This window comes from Stenotrophomonas sp. 2201_Sma, assembly GCF_056486685.1.
The window spans coordinates 3,198,530-3,212,247 of sequence record NZ_CM151329.1 but is presented as its reverse complement, the minus strand read 5'-3'; the positions used below and the strand labels follow the sequence as shown (position 1 = coordinate 3,212,247).

Here is a 13,718-nt window from a genome sequence, read left to right as displayed (position 1 = left end):
TGCGTCCGCCGTGCCGTTACTTTCCGTCGACGCTGCGTTCGAAGGCCTTGGGCGCCGGCAGCTGCACCGGCACGCCCTTGTCATCGCAGGTGCCCGCCTGGCACAGGCGATCGCGCAGCGCCGGCGTTGCCTGCACGATCATGTGATAGATCGTGTTCTGCTCCAGCGTGCCGCGGATCGCCTTGCTGCCGGGACCGCGCGCCCAGATGCCGACGTCCTCGCCACCATGCGATTCGGACTTCATCGGCACCAGCGCTTCCTGCATGTAGTCCGGATGCTCGGTATCGACATCGTGCAGGTCCGGACGCCCCTTGGCCGGCTCGAAGCTGCTCGGGTTGTGCGGGTAGCGCTTGCTGCCCGCCGGCTGCTGGTTGGTGCTGCCGGTGTGGCCCGGTCCATTGGCGTAGCTCAAGGTGGTGTAAGGCTGGCCGTTGCCGTCCAGCGCGTAGTCCAGCTTGCCGGCGCCGTCCTCACCGCCCTTGTCCTTCACCTTGCCCAGGATCGGGTTGCCGCGCGCGGGGTAGCCGACGAAGTTCAGGGTGTGCGAGTGGTCGGCGGTGACGATGATCAGCGTGTCGTCGGCCGACGTCATTTCCGACGCCACCCGCACCGCATCGGACATCGCCACGGTTTCGGTCAGTGCGCGATAGGCATTGCCGCTGTGGTTGGCATGGTCGATGCGAGCGCCTTCGATCATCAGCACGTAACCTTCCTGATGGCGCGACAGATTGGTGATCGCAGCAGCGGTCAGCTCGGCCAGGCTCGGCTCACCGGCCGGATCCTGTGGGCGCTCGTACTCGTAGCGCATGTGGTCCGGCTCGAACAGGCCGAGGATGGCCGGCGCATTTGCGGCGGCGGCCAGCTGCCTGCTGTTCCACACGTAGGCACCCTGCGGATGCGCCTGCTGCCATTCCTGTACCAGGCTGCGGCCATCCAGGCGCTGGCCGACCTTGTCGTCGTATTCCGGATCGCGCTCTTCCACGGTGGTGAATTCACCGCGACCACCGCCGAGCGCGACCAGCGGGCCGCGGCCATAGCGCGACGTGGACAGCAGCTGCTGGGCGATGTCCTTGCAGCCGGCGGCCTTGGCCGCTTCGGTCAGATCGGTGTCATTCTCCCAGTTGCGCTCCGGCGAGTGCGCGTAGGTGGCCGCCGGGGTGGCGTGGGTCAGGCGCGCGGTGGACACGATGCCGGTCGCCAGGCCGGCGCTGTCGGCCAGCTGCAGCCAGGTGAGCAGGCCCTTGGACAGGCTGTCGGCACAATCGGTGCGGGCGCCTGCGCTGACACCGATCGCGCCCATGTGGGTCTTCACGCCGGTGGTGATGGCGGTCATGGTGCCCGCCGAATCCGGGGTCTGCGAGTCGGTGTTGTAGGTCTTGCTGAACGCGGTGGCGGGGAAGCGTTCCCAGGACAGCAGGTTCTCTTCACCCGATCCGCCCTTCTTCTGGCCTTCGTAGATGCGCGCAGCGGCCACGGTGGTCAGGCTCATGCCGTCGCCGAGGAACAGGATGACATTCCGGGCCTTGCCGGCCATCGCGCCATTGGCGGCGGCCTGGGCGGCGCCGCTGCGGTACCACCATTGCGGCGTCTCGCCGGCCGGGTGTGCAACCGGCTCGACGGCGACCTTCAGGCCTGCCGGCGCGGAAGCGGGGGGGGTGCTGGCGCAGGCGCCGAGCAGCAGGGTGGTGGCACACGTGGCCAACAGGGAGACGGAACGGCGCATGGACGCTGGGATCTCACAAACTGTAACGGGACGTTCATTATGCCCGCCCTCGCAAGGCACGCCGATGACACACTGATTTGCCGGGCGGACGGTCGTTCTGCGGGCCGCCTTGGGCTATCGTGCCAGCATCCCTTCCTTCCCCCCTCTGGATTGCCTATGACGCTGGTCTCTGCCTGGCTGCGGATTCCATTCTGGCAGCGCGTGGTCGGCGGCTTCGTGCTTGGTGCGCTGGCCGGCTGGGCGCTCGGCCCCGCTGCGGAAACGTGGTTCGGTCCGCTCGGTGAGCTGTATGTCACCCTGATCAAGATGATCGCGGTGCCGCTGGTGTTCTTCGCGGTCATCAACGCGATCTCGTCACTGCATGGCCAGAAGTCGGTTGCAGCGCTCAGTGGCCGCACCTTCCTGTGGTTCGTGATTACCGCGGCGTTGGCGGTGTGCGTGGGCCTGGGCGTGGGCACCGTGCTGCAGCCCGGTGCTGGTGGCCTGCAGCTGTCCATGGCCAGCAACTATGTACCGCGCGAGGTTCCCAGCGTGGTACAGGTGCTGCTGGATGTGGTGCCGGCCAACGTCTTCTATGCACTGTCCGGCATCGGCACCCGCGTCAATGCCGCCGGCGAGACCGTGCTGGCCGCTGGCAGGGGCTCGATCCTGCCGGTGATCTTCTTCGCCGGCCTGGTGGGCTTTGCCATCGTCAAGCTGGGCGAGAAGGTGACCGAGGCGCGGAAGCTGGTCGGCCAGATGAGCGACATCATGATCCAGGTGACCCGCTTCGTGCTGGAAGTCACCCCGATCGGTACCTTCGGCCTGATTGCCGGCCTGGTGGGCAGTTACGGTTTCGAAAAGCTGCTGCCGCTGGGGCATTTCGTGCTGGCCCTGTACGTGGCCTGTGCGTTGCACATCGTGGTCGTCTACAGCGCGCTGCTGCTGGCGCACGGCCTGAACCCGCTGAAGTTCTTCCGCGGCGCGGCGCCAGGCATGCAGGTCGCCTTCGTCAGCTCCTCCAGCTTCGCCGCGATGCCGGTGGCGCTGCGTTCGATCACCCACAACCTGGGCGTCAACAAGGACTACGGTGCATTCGCGGTGCCACTGGGTGCGAGCATCAAGATGGACGGCTGCGGCGCGATCTACCCCGCGTTGTGCGCGGTCTTCATCGCCCAGTACAGCGGCGTGCCTTTGACACCGGAGCAGTACGTGGTGGTGCTGATCGCCTCGGTGCTGGGCAGCTTCGGTACTGCCGGTGTGCCGGGTACGGCCGTGATCATGGCCACCGTGGTGCTCAGTGCCGCCAATCTGCCGCTGGAGACCATCGGTTACCTGTATGCCATCGACCGTATCCTGGACATGATGCGCACCATGACCAACGTGACCGGTCAGATGCTGGTGCCGGTGCTGGTGGCCAAGGAGACCGGCCTGCTCGACCAGTCGGTGTACGACAATCCCTCCAGCAACGTGGGCGTGGATGACCCGGACCCTACTCCGCCACGCAGCTGAGACGCCGCGCAGCGGCCTGTCATGCGAGAGATGAAGGCCCGCCGGACTGGCGGGCCTTTTCGTTGTGGGCGTGCCCGCCGGGCCAGGGAAGGGAAGACGCATCCCAGGCATTCCGCGGGCAACAAAAAAGCCGCTGCAGGGCAGCGGCTTTCAGCTATCAGGCGGTGCCTGGAAAGGCGGCGTCAGAGCTCGACGCGGCGCGCCTGCATGAACTTGTTGCCCCAGTAGCCGCTGAGCAGGGTGTCCACCCGGACATCCTTGCCTGCGCTCGGGGCATGCAGGAAGCGGCCGTCACCCACATAGATGCCGACGTGGTCGACCCGGCCCTTGCGACCGAAGAACACCAGGTCACCCGCGGCCAGGGCGGCACGGTCGTTGATCAGCTCGGCGTTGTTGTCGTGTGCCATCTCGCGGGAGACGCGCGGCAGTTCGATGCCCAGCGCCGAACGGAAGACGTAGCCGACCAGGCCGCTGCAGTCGAAGCCGCTGTCCGGATTGCTGCCACCCCAGCGATAGGGGGTGCCGAGCAGGGTCATCGCCCGCCGCAGCAGCGACTGCACCTTGCCATTGTCGGCGGCGCTGCCGACAACGCTGCCATTGGCAGCGCTGCTGGTGTCGTAGTTGGCGAGCAGGCGGCTCAGATCGCCGGCGACCATGGCCGAGCGGTCCATCAGCGGAATGGTGTCGTTGGCGGCCAGGTGCGGCAGCAGGGCGGCCAGCGTGGCACTGGCGGCTGCATCGGTGCGGCTGCGTTGGGGGGCCGCGGCGTCGGTCTTGCCCGTCACACGTACGCCATTGTCGGTCGCCGGGACCGGAGCAGCGTCGGCGCGTGAGGGAACGGTCTGCGACCAGGCGGGGAGGCTGGTCAGGCACAGTGCCAAGCCCAGAAGAACAGGGCGGACACTACGCGGAGAAGCGGCGGTCTGGCCTTTGCACGTCAGGTCGTCAGTCGTCACGCGTCGGTCACAGAAAAAAAACGATGGGGCATCATGCCCTGTAAAAGCACTGATAAGTTAAAAATTCCGTTATAAAACCGTTATTTCCACTGTGACGCAATTCTCAATTTTGAACATGTCGCCTGTTCATTTTAGCGAAGGACGCGTTTGGCCCCTGTGTAGTGGTCCTTCCAGTAGGGCCCGCTGAGCGAGTCCAGGCGCACCGTGCCGCCGGTGCTGGGGGCGTGCACGAAGCGCCCCTCGCCGACATAGATGCCGACATGGGTGACGTTGCCGCGGCTGCCGAAGAACACCAGGTCACCCGTGGCCAGACGCTTCGGATCGATCCTCGGGCCCTGTACGGCGGCCAGGTCGCGCGAGGTGCGCGGCAGCTTCAGATCCAGCATCTCGCGGTAGACATAGGCGACCAGGCCACTGCAGTCGAAGCCCGATTCGGGGGTGTTGCCGCCGTAACGGTAGGGCGTGCCGACCAGGCTGATGGCACGCATCAGTACTGAATTGGCGGCCTCGGGATTGTCCGGGGTGGTCGCCGGCCAGTGCGCCGACGGCGGGGGCGCCGCCGTCCGGGTGGCCTTGCCGCCGCCGCAGGCGGTCAGCAGCAGGGGCAGGACCAGCAGCAGGGCGGGCACGGACAGCCGGCGCGGGCCGGACGAAACTGGCGTGATGTGCATGTTCTCCGGATAATGCGCCACCTTGGATTGGCCGTCATGATGGCGGCGTCCCCGCCGGGCGACAACCCGCCCCAACCCGTCTGCCTCCGGCAGAACCAGACAGAGTCGCGCATGAAGATCGAAAAAGACCGCGTTGTCCGCTTCCACTACACCGTTTCCGAAGTCGGCCAGGAGCCGATCGAATCGTCCAAGGACCGCGGCGAGCCGCTGGCGATCCTGATCGGTCACGGCAACATCATCCCGGGCCTGGAAAACGCCATGATGGACAAGGAAGCCGGCGCCACCTTCAGTGTCGACGTCACGGCGGCCGACGCCTATGGCGAGCGCCGCGAAGGCCTGTCCCAGCGCGTGCCGAAGAAGCACTTCGGCAATACCAAGCTGGCGCCGGGCCAGCAGGTCGTGCTGCAGACCAACTTCGGCCCGCGTGCGGTGACCGTGCAGAAGGTCGGCATGAGCGTGGTCGACGTCGATCTCAACCATCCGATGGCCGGCAAGGACCTGCACTTCGACGTGGAAATCGTCGACGTGCGCGAAGCCGGCAAGGAAGAGATCGAGCACGGCCACGTTCACGGCGACGGCGGTCACGCGCACTGATCGCCCTGCGATCGTGACGGCAGCAACGGCCCGCTTCGGCGGGCCGTTGCATGTCTGGAACACCGCGCGGTCGTCCACGGCGCGCAGGCGGGCTGCATAATGAAGGACCTGCCCGCCGGATGTCCTGTGAACAGCGCTTCGTCTTCCCTGCAGCCGGTCGCCTCCGGCGACCGCATCGCCGTGCTGGACATACTGCGCGGGGCCGCGTTGCTGGGCATCCTGCTGATGAACATGGAGGCCTTCAGCGGACCGCTGGACCTGGCATTCACCGGTATCGACGTGCGTTGGCAGGGGATCGATTACTGGGCCGACGCCTTCGTCTATGTGTTCGTGCAGGGCAAGTTCTTCACCCTGTTCTCGCTGCTGTTCGGCGCCGGATTCGCAGTGATGGCACAGCGCGCCGAGACCGCCGGCCGCGAGTTCACTCCGTTCTATCTGCGCCGCAGCGCCGGGCTCATGCTGATCGGCCTGTGCCACGCGCTGCTGGTCTGGTCCGGCGACATCCTGGTGCTCTACGCGCTGGCGTCGCTGCCCCTGCTGGCGTGCCGCGAGGCACCGCGCAGCTGGCTGCCGTGGATGGGCGTCATCGTCTACCTCGGTGGCGCGGCGATGATGCTGCTGCTCGGCGCCATGGTTTCACTGGCAACGCCGCAGGACGCGCAACAGATGCTGGTCGACGCGCAGCAGAGCATCGCCCGGGAGCGCATGGTCTACGGACACGGCAACTGGATCCAGGCCTGCATCCAGCGCCTGCATGAGTTTGGTTCGTCGATGGGGGCGCTGCTGATCACCGGCCCGGCGGTACTGGGCATGTTCCTGATCGGCAGTGGACTGGCCGGCAGTGGCGCGCTGGCCGCGCCGGAACGCCATCCGCGCCTGTTCGCGGCGCTGCGCTGGGTCGCCTTGCCGCTGGGCCTGCTGGTCACCGTGCTGGGTGTGGCCTGGAAACCCTACCTGGCACCCGGTGCCTACGACCTTGGTGTGACCTCGGCGATGGCGCTGGTGATGATCGGCGCGCTGCCGATGTGCCTGGGCTACCTCGCCTGGATCGTGCAGTGGCGCGCGCGGCTGGGCTGGCTGGCGCCGGTCGGCCGGATGGCGCTGACCCACTACCTGGGGCAGTCGCTGTTGTGCACCTGGGTGTTCTACCACCATGGCCTGGGCTATTTCGACGTGATGCCGCGCAGCGTGCAGCTGCTCTTCGCTGTGCTGCTGTTCGCCGCGCAGGTCGCCCTTTCCCATGCCTGGCTGCGCCGCTTCCGCTTCGGACCGATGGAGTGGCTGTGGCGGGCGATGACCTATCGCCAGTGGCCGCCGATGCGCCGCGAGGCTGGAAAGGGCTGACCGATGCAGGGGGCGCGCGATGACGTGATCGTGATCGGTGCCGGTGCCATCGGCCTGGCGACTGCGCTGGCGTTGTGCGGACAGGGACGGCAGGTACGGGTGATCGATCGTGGCCGCGTGGGCGCAGCGACGTCGTACGGCAACTGCGGCACCGTCACGCCCAGTCATGCACCGCCCCTGGCCGCGCCGGGTGTGCCGCTGCGTGCGTTGCGCTGGATGCTCGACCCACGCGCGCCACTCTATGTGCGCAGCCGCCTCGATCCCGCGCTGTGGCGCTGGCTGCTGCAGTTCAGCGCGCGCTGCAATGCGCGGCATTGGCTGCAGGCCACGCGCGCGCGCGCTGCGCTGTTGAATGATTCCCGCGTGCGCCTGGCCGAATGGGTGGGAACCCATGGGCTGGACTGTGAATTCGAGACGCGCGGCCTGGATTACGTGTTCGGTGATGCACGCAGCTTCGATCAGCATATCGCCCAGTGCGAGGCGCTGGATGCGCACGGCATTGCGACCCGCTGCATCGATGGCGGCCACTACGCACGCGACAATCCGGCGTTCCATGATCGGCTTGCCGGTGCGATCCATTTCCCCGGCGACGCGCAGCTGCGCCCGGACCGTTTCACTGCGGAGCTGGCGCGGGTACTGCGTGCGCAGGGCGTCGAGATCGACGAGCAGGTCGAGATGCAGGGCTTCAGCGGCGACGTACACGGGGTCCGGGTACAGGCCGGCGGACGCACGCTGCGCGCGCGCGAACTGGTGCTGGCCACCGGCCCGTGGTCGCCGCGATGGGCACGGCTGCTCGACCTGCGGGTGCCGATCCAGCCCGGCAAGGGGTACTCGCTGACCTGGTCACGCCCGCCGCTGGTGCCGGCCCGTCCGGCGGTGCTGAAAGATCACTCCGTGTTCGTGATCGCCTGGCGCGACGCGCTGCGACTGGGGGGCACGATGGAATTCGCCGGTGCCGACCCGCAGCTGCGTGCGCAGCGCCTGCAGGCGTTGCAGCTGGCCGCTGATCGCCACCTGCGCATGCCTCGTGGCGCGCAGCTGCAGGAGCAGTGGTGCGGCTGGCGTCCGATGAGCGTGGACGATGTACCGTTGATCGGCCGCGCGCCTGCCCATCCTCACGTCTGGCTTGCGGCAGGGCATGGCATGCTCGGCATCAGCATGAGTGCCGGCACCGGCCAGCTGATCGCCGATCTCGTCTGTGGCCGCACGCCAGCGATCGATCCTGCCCCTTACCGACCCGAGCGATTCCGATGAACACGGCTTCCCATGATTACGACCTGATCGTCCTTGGCGGCGGCTCTGCCGGCCTGGCCGGCGCCATCCGCGCCGCGCAGTACGGCAAGCGCGTAGCGCTGCTGGAACCCGGTGAACTGGGCGGGACCTGCGTCAATGTTGGCTGCGTACCGAAGAAGGCGATGTGGCTGGCCGCCGATCTGCACGAGCGTATCGGCCTGGCAAGCGCGATGGGCTTCGATGTGCCGCCACGACCGGCACTGTCGTGGAAGGAACTGGTGATCCATCGCCAGGCCTACATCAGCAACATCCATACCAGCTACCACAAGCGCCTGGATGAAACCGGCGTCGTCCGCATTCCGGCGCGCGGCCACCTGCTCGACGCGCACACGGTGGCCTGCAGCGACGGCGTGCGCTACACCGCCGACCACATCCTGATCGCCACCGGAGCGCACCCGCAGCGTCCGGACATCCCCGGCGCGGAGCTGGGCCTGGTATCCGACGACTTCTTTGAGTTGCGTGCTGCCCCGGCCGAGGTCGCGATCATCGGCGGCGGCTACATCGCGGTGGAGCTGGCCGGGCTGCTGCAGGCGCTGGGCAGCCGGGTGAGCCTGCTGGTACGCGGCAAGCGTCTGCTGGAACGCTTCGACTACGAGCTGACCGATCAGCTGGCGGAAAACCTCCGCCAGCAGGGCGTGCGCATCTACTTTGATTACCGCCTGCGCGAACTGCAGCGCGACGGTGAGCGCGTCCGCGCCTTCGGCCATGATGGCCCCATGGACAGCGTGTTCGACGCGGTGTTCTTCGCCACCGGCCGCCGTGGCAACAGCCGGGGCCTGGGCCTGGAGGCGCTGGGCATCGACATCGGCGAGCACGAGCAGGTGCAAGTGGATGAATGGCAGACCACGGCGGTACCCAGCATCCATGCCGTGGGGGATATCGCGGGCAAGGTGGGGCTGACCCCGGTGGCGGTGGCTGCATCGCGTCGGCTGATGGACCGTCTGTTCGGTGGCCGCCCACAGTCGAAGATGGACTATGAGAATGTGGCCAGCGTGGTGTTTTCGCATCCGCCGCTGGGGGCGGTGGGCATGGGTGAGGAGGAGGCGCGTGCCTGCTTCGAGCAGGTGACGGTCTATCACAGCCGTTTCCGGCCGATGCTGCAGGCACTGGCCAACGGTACCCAGCGCAGCCTGTTCAAGATGGTCTGCGCCGGGCCGGAAGAGCGCGTGGTGGGGGTGCACCTCCTGGGCGAGGCCGCGGACGAGATCCTGCAGGGCTTCGCGGTGGCGGTGAAGATGGGAGCGACCAAGGCACAGTTCGATGACACGGTGGCGATCCACCCGACCTCCGCAGAGGAAGTGGTGCTGATGCGCTGACGCTGCGGTTGCCGCGTCGGGCCATGCGACAATGGGCGTCCACACGCACCCCCGGGCCGCCCTGCGCGGCCCGCCGCTGTTCCCATGTCAAGCTCCTCCCCGCGCATCGCCACCGCATCCCCACGCATCGCCCTGGGGGGAATCGGCCTGGCGGCGATCGGCGCCGTTGCCGCATCCGGCAAGGCGGTGATCGTCAAGCTCGGCCTGCGCCACGGTGTCGATGCGACCACGCTGCTGGCGCTGCGCATGCTGATGGCACTGCCCCTGTTCGCACTGATGGCGGTGTGGGCTTCGCGCCGTGTCGAGCCGCTGTCGTGGGCAGACCGGGCGCGCGTGCTGTGGCTGGGGTTCACCGGCTACTACCTGTCCAGCCTGCTGGATTTCCAGGGTCTGCAGTACATCAGCGTCACGCTGGAACGATTGATCCTCTACCTCAACCCGACGCTGGTGCTGCTGATCAACGTGCTGCTGGCGCGGCAGCGGCCAGGGCGCTGGCAGGTCGTCGCGCTGGTGCTGAGCTACCTGGGGGTGCTGCTGGCGTTCGGCCACGATCTGCAGCGGGAGGGCGGGCAGATCATCGTCGGCAGCCTGCTGGTGCTGGGCAGCGCGCTCAGCTATGCGCTGTACCTGTTCGGCAGCGGCCAGGTGGTGGCACGGATCGGCGCGGTGCGCCTGACCGCCTACGCCAGCTGCGTGGCCAGCGGTCTGGTGCTGCTGCATTTCGCCATCACCCATCCGCTGCCACTGCTGTGGCAGGCACCTGCACCGGTGCAGTGGTTGTCGCTGGTCAACGCCACGGTCTGCACCGTGCTGCCGGTGCTGGCGATCATGCTGGCGGTGCAGCGCGTGGGTTCCTCGCTGGCAGCGCAGGTCGGTATGCTGGGCCCTGTTTCCACCATCGTGATGAGCCTATGGCTGCTCGACGAACCGATGGGGCCGGCGCAGATCGCCGGCACCGTGCTGGTCCTGCTCGGCGTGCTGCTGGTGACGCGCTTGCGCCGCTGACGCCGGAGCAGGCGCGTGCACGCATCCTGGCGGTGATTTACGCGATCCCGCCGGGACAGGTGATGGGCTATGGACAGGTAGCGATGCGCGCGGGCCTGCCGGGGCGGGCACGCTTGACGGCACGCATTCTCGGCCAGAACGATGACCCGACACTGCCCTGGCACCGCGTGCTGCGCTCCGACGGGCGCATTGCCATGGCGGAGGGGTCGGCGGGCTGGCGGGAACAGTCGCAACGGCTGCGCGCGGAAGGCGTGGTGGTGGAGAACGGCCGGGTGCGGATGCCCGCGTCCGACCCGGCGGCGGCGCTGGATGAAGCCGTGTGGGGACCGGGCTGAGCGCGACCGGGGTCTGAACGGGCCGCACGCGGCAGTCGCCGACACGACACGACGGTGCGGCTATGATGGAGACCGTTCCATGCCGGTGTCCCCATGTTCCCGCGACTGCCAACCGTCACCAAGGCCCTGCTGATCGCCAACGCGATCCTGTTCCTGTTGCAGCAGCCGTTCCTGCTCGGCAACCAGACCTTCGAGCCGTTCATGCTGCAGCCGCTGCAGCAGGGCTTCGATGCGTTCTCCCCGGGTGGCAACTTCCAGCCGTGGCAGCTGCTGACCTACGGCTTCCTGCACGGCAGCTTCGGCCACCTGTTCTTCAACATGCTGGCCGTTTTCATGTTCGGTGCGCCGCTGGAACAGACCTGGGGCGAGAAGCGCTTCCTGCTCTACTACCTGGTGTGCGTGGCCGGCGCCGGCGTCTGCCAGCTGCTGGTGGGGACGCTGCTGGAGAATCCGGCCACGGTGCTGGGCGCGTCCGGTGGTGTGTTCGGCCTGCTGCTGGCGTACGGCATGTTGTTCCCGAACCAGCGGGTGATGCTGCTGTTCCCACCGATTCCGATGAAGGCGCGCACGTTCGTGATCCTGTTCGGTGTCGGTGAACTGGTGCTGGGCATGACCGGCTGGCAGCCGGGCGTGGCGCACTTCGCGCACCTGGGTGGCATGTTGTTCGGCTGGCTGCTGATCCGCTACTGGCGCGGCCAGCCACCGTTCAACAAGCGCCGTCCCCCCGGCCCGCCGAACCGTCCGAATCATCTGCGCAGCGTCAAATGATCCGCAGGGTCATCTGATGCGGCAGGTGCCAGCCGTGGTTGGCACACCCCTACAGATCCTGCAGGATCACCTGCGCGGCATTGTGGCCCGGCGCGCCGGTCACGCCGCCGCCGGGATGCGTGCCTGAACCACACAGGTAAAGCCCGGGCAGGGCACCGCGGTAGCCGGCCTGGCCGATCATCGGCCGCGCCGAGAACAGCTGGTTGGGACTGAGCGCACCGTGGAAGATATCGCCGCCCACCAGGCCGAACGTCCGCTCCAGATCCAGCGGTGACAGCACTTGCCGACCGAGCACGCTGTCGGCGAAGCCGGGCGCATACCGATCGACGGTGGCGATCATCAGGTCGGCGACGGTATCGCGATGCGTGTCCCAATGCCTACCCCCGGGCAGGACCGGTGCCACATGCTGGCAGAACAGGCTGGCGACGTGCTGGCCCGGCGGCGCCAGCGAATCGTCCAGCGTGCTGGGAATCAGCATCTCCACGATCGGCTCGCGCGACCAGCCGTCGCGCCGCGCATCCAGCCACGCGCGGTCCATGTAGTCGAGGCTGGGCGCCATGATGATGCCGGCACTGAGGTGCTCACCGGCGCCGGGCAGGGCGTGGAAGTCCGGCAGCCGCGACAGCGCCACGTTCATCCGGAAGGTGCCCGAACCGCAGCGCCACTGCGCCATGCGTTCGCGCGTCGCCGCGGGCACCTGCTCCGGTTCCAGCAACTGCTCGTAGAGCAGTTTTGGATTGACGTTGGCCACCACCACGCGCGCGCGCAGTACGTCCCCGCCGGCCAGCTCAACGCCCACCGCGCGTCCGTGCTCGACCAGCAGCCGCTTCACGCCGGCATCCACGCGCAGTTCTGCGCCGGCCGCGCGCGCCGATGCAGCGATGGCCTGGCTGATCGCGCCCATGCCACCGATCGCATGGCCCCAGGCGCCCTTCACTCCGTTGCATTGGCCGAACACGTGGTGCAGAAGGACGTAGGCACTGCCGGGCGTGTACGGACTGGCGTAGTTGCCGACGATGCCATCGAATCCGAACAGGGCCTTGATCGGCTCGCTTTCAAACCAGCGGTCCAGATAGTCGGCGGCCGACAGCGTGAACAGATCAAGCAGCTCCTGGCGCAGGGCAGGGGACAGTGCTGCCAGTTCCCGGCCGAGCCGGCCCATCCGCCACAGTGCCGGCAATGCGCGCCAGCCGCCTGCGACGCCGAGGTCCGGCGGCGCGCGCAGGGCCCAGGCGCGCAGCACGTCGGCGAAGACCTCCAGCCTCGCCTCATAGGCTGGCAGGCGCTGCGCATCCCGTTCGGAGAACTTCGCCACCTCGGCCTGGGTACGGCCGGGTGCCGACAGCAGATAGCGGCCGTCAGGCAACGGCAGGAAATTGTTGGCCGGGCGGGCGACGACGCGCAGGCCATGCGCGTGCAGCTGCAGCTCGTCGATCACCTTAGGCTGCAGCAGCGAGACGGTGTACGAGGCGACCGAGTTGCGGAAGCCCGGATGGAATTCCTCGGTGACCGCTGCGCCGCCGAGCACGCCACGGCGTTCGAGCACCAGTACTTTCCTGCCGGCACGGGCAAGATAGGCCGCGCAGACCAGGCCATTGTGGCCACCGCCGACGATGACCGCATCCCACGCGGTCATGCGGTGCGGATCGCCGCTTCGATGGTGGCGATGTCGATCTTCTTCATCGGCATCATCGCGTTGAAGGCGCGCTTGGCCAAGGCCTTGTCCGGGCTGGTCACCGCTTCGATCAGCATGCGCGGACTGATCTGCCATGAGATGCCCCAGCGGTCCTTGCACCAGCCGCACTGGCTCTCCTGCCCGCCGTTGCCGACGATCGCGTTCCACAGGCGGTCGGTCTCGGCCTGGTCCTCGGTCTGGATCTGGAACGAGAACGCTTCGCTGTGCCTGAACGCGGTGCCGCCGTTGAGCCCGACGCAGGGAATGCCGCAGACGGTGAACTCGACCGTCAGCACGTTGCCCTCCTTGCCGTCCGGATAGTCACCCGGTGCGTGATGCACGGCCGTTACCGCGCTGTCGGGCAGGATCCCGGCGTAGAACGTGGCGGCCTCGAGTGCTTCGCTGTCGTACCAGATGCAGATCGTGTTCTTGTGCGCCATGGTCGGGTTCCGCTGCAGGACGAAGGCGCAGCGATAGCATGCCGCGTGTTAATGGCGGATCGTGCTGCATGCGCAAAAAAAAGGGCGCCCGAGGGCGCCCTTCGTGT

General features: G+C 67.6%; 13 protein-coding genes. 8 read left to right on the top strand and 5 right to left on the bottom strand.

Features of this window, described 5'->3' with window-relative positions; all coding sequences use genetic code 11:
* Window positions 1–16: 16 nt before the first annotated feature.
* Window positions 17–1,723, bottom strand: a complete 1,707-nt coding sequence (locus ACZLIF_RS14960) for an alkaline phosphatase (protein ID WP_128988859.1) — start codon at window positions 1,721–1,723, stop codon at window positions 17–19.
* Window positions 1,724–1,879: 156 nt separating this feature from the next.
* Here ACZLIF_RS14960 and ACZLIF_RS14955 point away from each other — a divergent pair, with 156 nt between their 5' ends.
* Window positions 1,880–3,214 carry a dicarboxylate/amino acid:cation symporter gene (locus ACZLIF_RS14955; protein ID WP_065181834.1) on the top strand — a complete coding sequence of 445 codons (1,335 nt, stop codon included), beginning with the start codon at window positions 1,880–1,882 and terminating at the stop codon, window positions 3,212–3,214.
* Between the two features lie 182 nt (window positions 3,215–3,396).
* On the opposite strand, the gene ACZLIF_RS14950 is transcribed toward ACZLIF_RS14955, so the two are convergent.
* Together ACZLIF_RS14950 and ACZLIF_RS14945 are read right to left on the bottom strand one after the other, a co-directional pair.
* Window positions 3,397–4,170 (bottom strand): C40 family peptidase, encoded by a 774-nt coding sequence (locus ACZLIF_RS14950; protein WP_053516803.1) that lies wholly within the window; start codon window positions 4,168–4,170, stop codon window positions 3,397–3,399.
* 131 nt (window positions 4,171–4,301) lie between these two features.
* Window positions 4,302–4,841 (bottom strand): C40 family peptidase, encoded by a 540-nt coding sequence (locus tag ACZLIF_RS14945; RefSeq protein WP_053516860.1) that lies wholly within the window; start codon window positions 4,839–4,841, stop codon window positions 4,302–4,304.
* A 111-nt stretch (window positions 4,842–4,952) separates the two neighbouring features.
* Here ACZLIF_RS14945 and ACZLIF_RS14940 point away from each other — a divergent pair, with 111 nt between their 5' ends.
* The 7 genes from ACZLIF_RS14940 (at window position 4,953) to ACZLIF_RS14910 (ending at window position 11,496) form a co-directional block, all read left to right on the top strand.
* On the top strand, window positions 4,953–5,435 hold the full coding sequence (locus tag ACZLIF_RS14940) for an FKBP-type peptidyl-prolyl cis-trans isomerase (RefSeq protein WP_053516805.1): 483 nt from the start codon (window positions 4,953–4,955) through the stop codon (window positions 5,433–5,435).
* 99 nt (window positions 5,436–5,534) lie between these two features.
* Window positions 5,535–6,779, top strand: a complete 1,245-nt coding sequence (locus ACZLIF_RS14935; protein ID WP_128988861.1) for a DUF418 domain-containing protein — start codon at window positions 5,535–5,537, stop codon at window positions 6,777–6,779.
* Between the two features lie 3 nt (window positions 6,780–6,782).
* On the top strand, window positions 6,783–8,033 hold the full coding sequence (locus ACZLIF_RS14930) for an NAD(P)/FAD-dependent oxidoreductase (RefSeq protein WP_065174883.1): 1,251 nt from the start codon (window positions 6,783–6,785) through the stop codon (window positions 8,031–8,033).
* Window positions 8,030–9,388, top strand: coding sequence for a glutathione-disulfide reductase (gene gorA, locus ACZLIF_RS14925; RefSeq protein ID WP_074899444.1), 1,359 nt, complete (start codon window positions 8,030–8,032; stop codon window positions 9,386–9,388). Before ACZLIF_RS14930 ends, gorA begins: the two co-directional genes overlap by 4 nt.
* An 84-nt stretch (window positions 9,389–9,472) precedes the next feature.
* On the top strand, window positions 9,473–10,393 hold the full coding sequence (locus ACZLIF_RS14920) for a DMT family transporter (protein WP_128988863.1): 921 nt from the start codon (window positions 9,473–9,475) through the stop codon (window positions 10,391–10,393).
* Window positions 10,300–10,728 (top strand): MGMT family protein, encoded by a 429-nt coding sequence (locus tag ACZLIF_RS14915; protein WP_241685965.1) that lies wholly within the window; start codon window positions 10,300–10,302, stop codon window positions 10,726–10,728. The genes ACZLIF_RS14920 and ACZLIF_RS14915 overlap by 94 nt, the downstream gene beginning before the upstream one ends.
* Before the next feature lie 93 nt (window positions 10,729–10,821).
* Window positions 10,822–11,496: a rhomboid family intramembrane serine protease gene (locus ACZLIF_RS14910; protein ID WP_053516819.1), complete on the top strand. Its 675-nt coding sequence runs from the start codon at window positions 10,822–10,824 to the stop codon at window positions 11,494–11,496.
* A 49-nt stretch (window positions 11,497–11,545) separates the two neighbouring features.
* Here the strand turns inward: ACZLIF_RS14910 and ACZLIF_RS14905 are convergent, their stop codons facing one another.
* Window positions 11,546–13,132, bottom strand: a complete 1,587-nt coding sequence (locus ACZLIF_RS14905; RefSeq protein WP_128988865.1) for a phytoene desaturase family protein — start codon at window positions 13,130–13,132, stop codon at window positions 11,546–11,548.
* On the bottom strand, window positions 13,129–13,611 hold the full coding sequence (locus ACZLIF_RS14900) for a VOC family protein (protein WP_053516822.1): 483 nt from the start codon (window positions 13,609–13,611) through the stop codon (window positions 13,129–13,131). Before ACZLIF_RS14900 ends, ACZLIF_RS14905 begins: the two co-directional genes overlap by 4 nt.
* Between the last annotated feature and the right edge of the window lie 107 nt (window positions 13,612–13,718).

Coding starts and splice junctions, on each gene's coding strand:
- ACZLIF_RS14960 (WP_128988859.1), bottom strand. CDS start 1,723: ATGCGCCGTTCCGTCTCCCTGTTGGCCACGTGTGCCACCACCCTGCTG.
- ACZLIF_RS14955 (WP_065181834.1), top strand. CDS start 1,880: ATGACGCTGGTCTCTGCCTGGCTGCGGATTCCATTCTGGCAGCGCGTG.
- ACZLIF_RS14945 (WP_053516860.1), bottom strand. CDS start 4,841: ATGCACATCACGCCAGTTTCGTCCGGCCCGCGCCGGCTGTCCGTGCCC.
- ACZLIF_RS14940 (WP_053516805.1), top strand. CDS start 4,953: ATGAAGATCGAAAAAGACCGCGTTGTCCGCTTCCACTACACCGTTTCC.
- ACZLIF_RS14935 (WP_128988861.1), top strand. CDS start 5,535: ATGAAGGACCTGCCCGCCGGATGTCCTGTGAACAGCGCTTCGTCTTCC.
- ACZLIF_RS14930 (WP_065174883.1), top strand. CDS start 6,783: ATGCAGGGGGCGCGCGATGACGTGATCGTGATCGGTGCCGGTGCCATC.
- gorA (WP_074899444.1), top strand. CDS start 8,030: ATGAACACGGCTTCCCATGATTACGACCTGATCGTCCTTGGCGGCGGC.
- ACZLIF_RS14920 (WP_128988863.1), top strand. CDS start 9,473: ATGTCAAGCTCCTCCCCGCGCATCGCCACCGCATCCCCACGCATCGCC.
- ACZLIF_RS14915 (WP_241685965.1), top strand. CDS start 10,300: ATGGCTGCTCGACGAACCGATGGGGCCGGCGCAGATCGCCGGCACCGT.
- ACZLIF_RS14910 (WP_053516819.1), top strand. CDS start 10,822: ATGTTCCCGCGACTGCCAACCGTCACCAAGGCCCTGCTGATCGCCAAC.
- ACZLIF_RS14905 (WP_128988865.1), bottom strand. CDS start 13,132: ATGACCGCGTGGGATGCGGTCATCGTCGGCGGTGGCCACAATGGCCTG.
- ACZLIF_RS14900 (WP_053516822.1), bottom strand. CDS start 13,611: ATGGCGCACAAGAACACGATCTGCATCTGGTACGACAGCGAAGCACTC.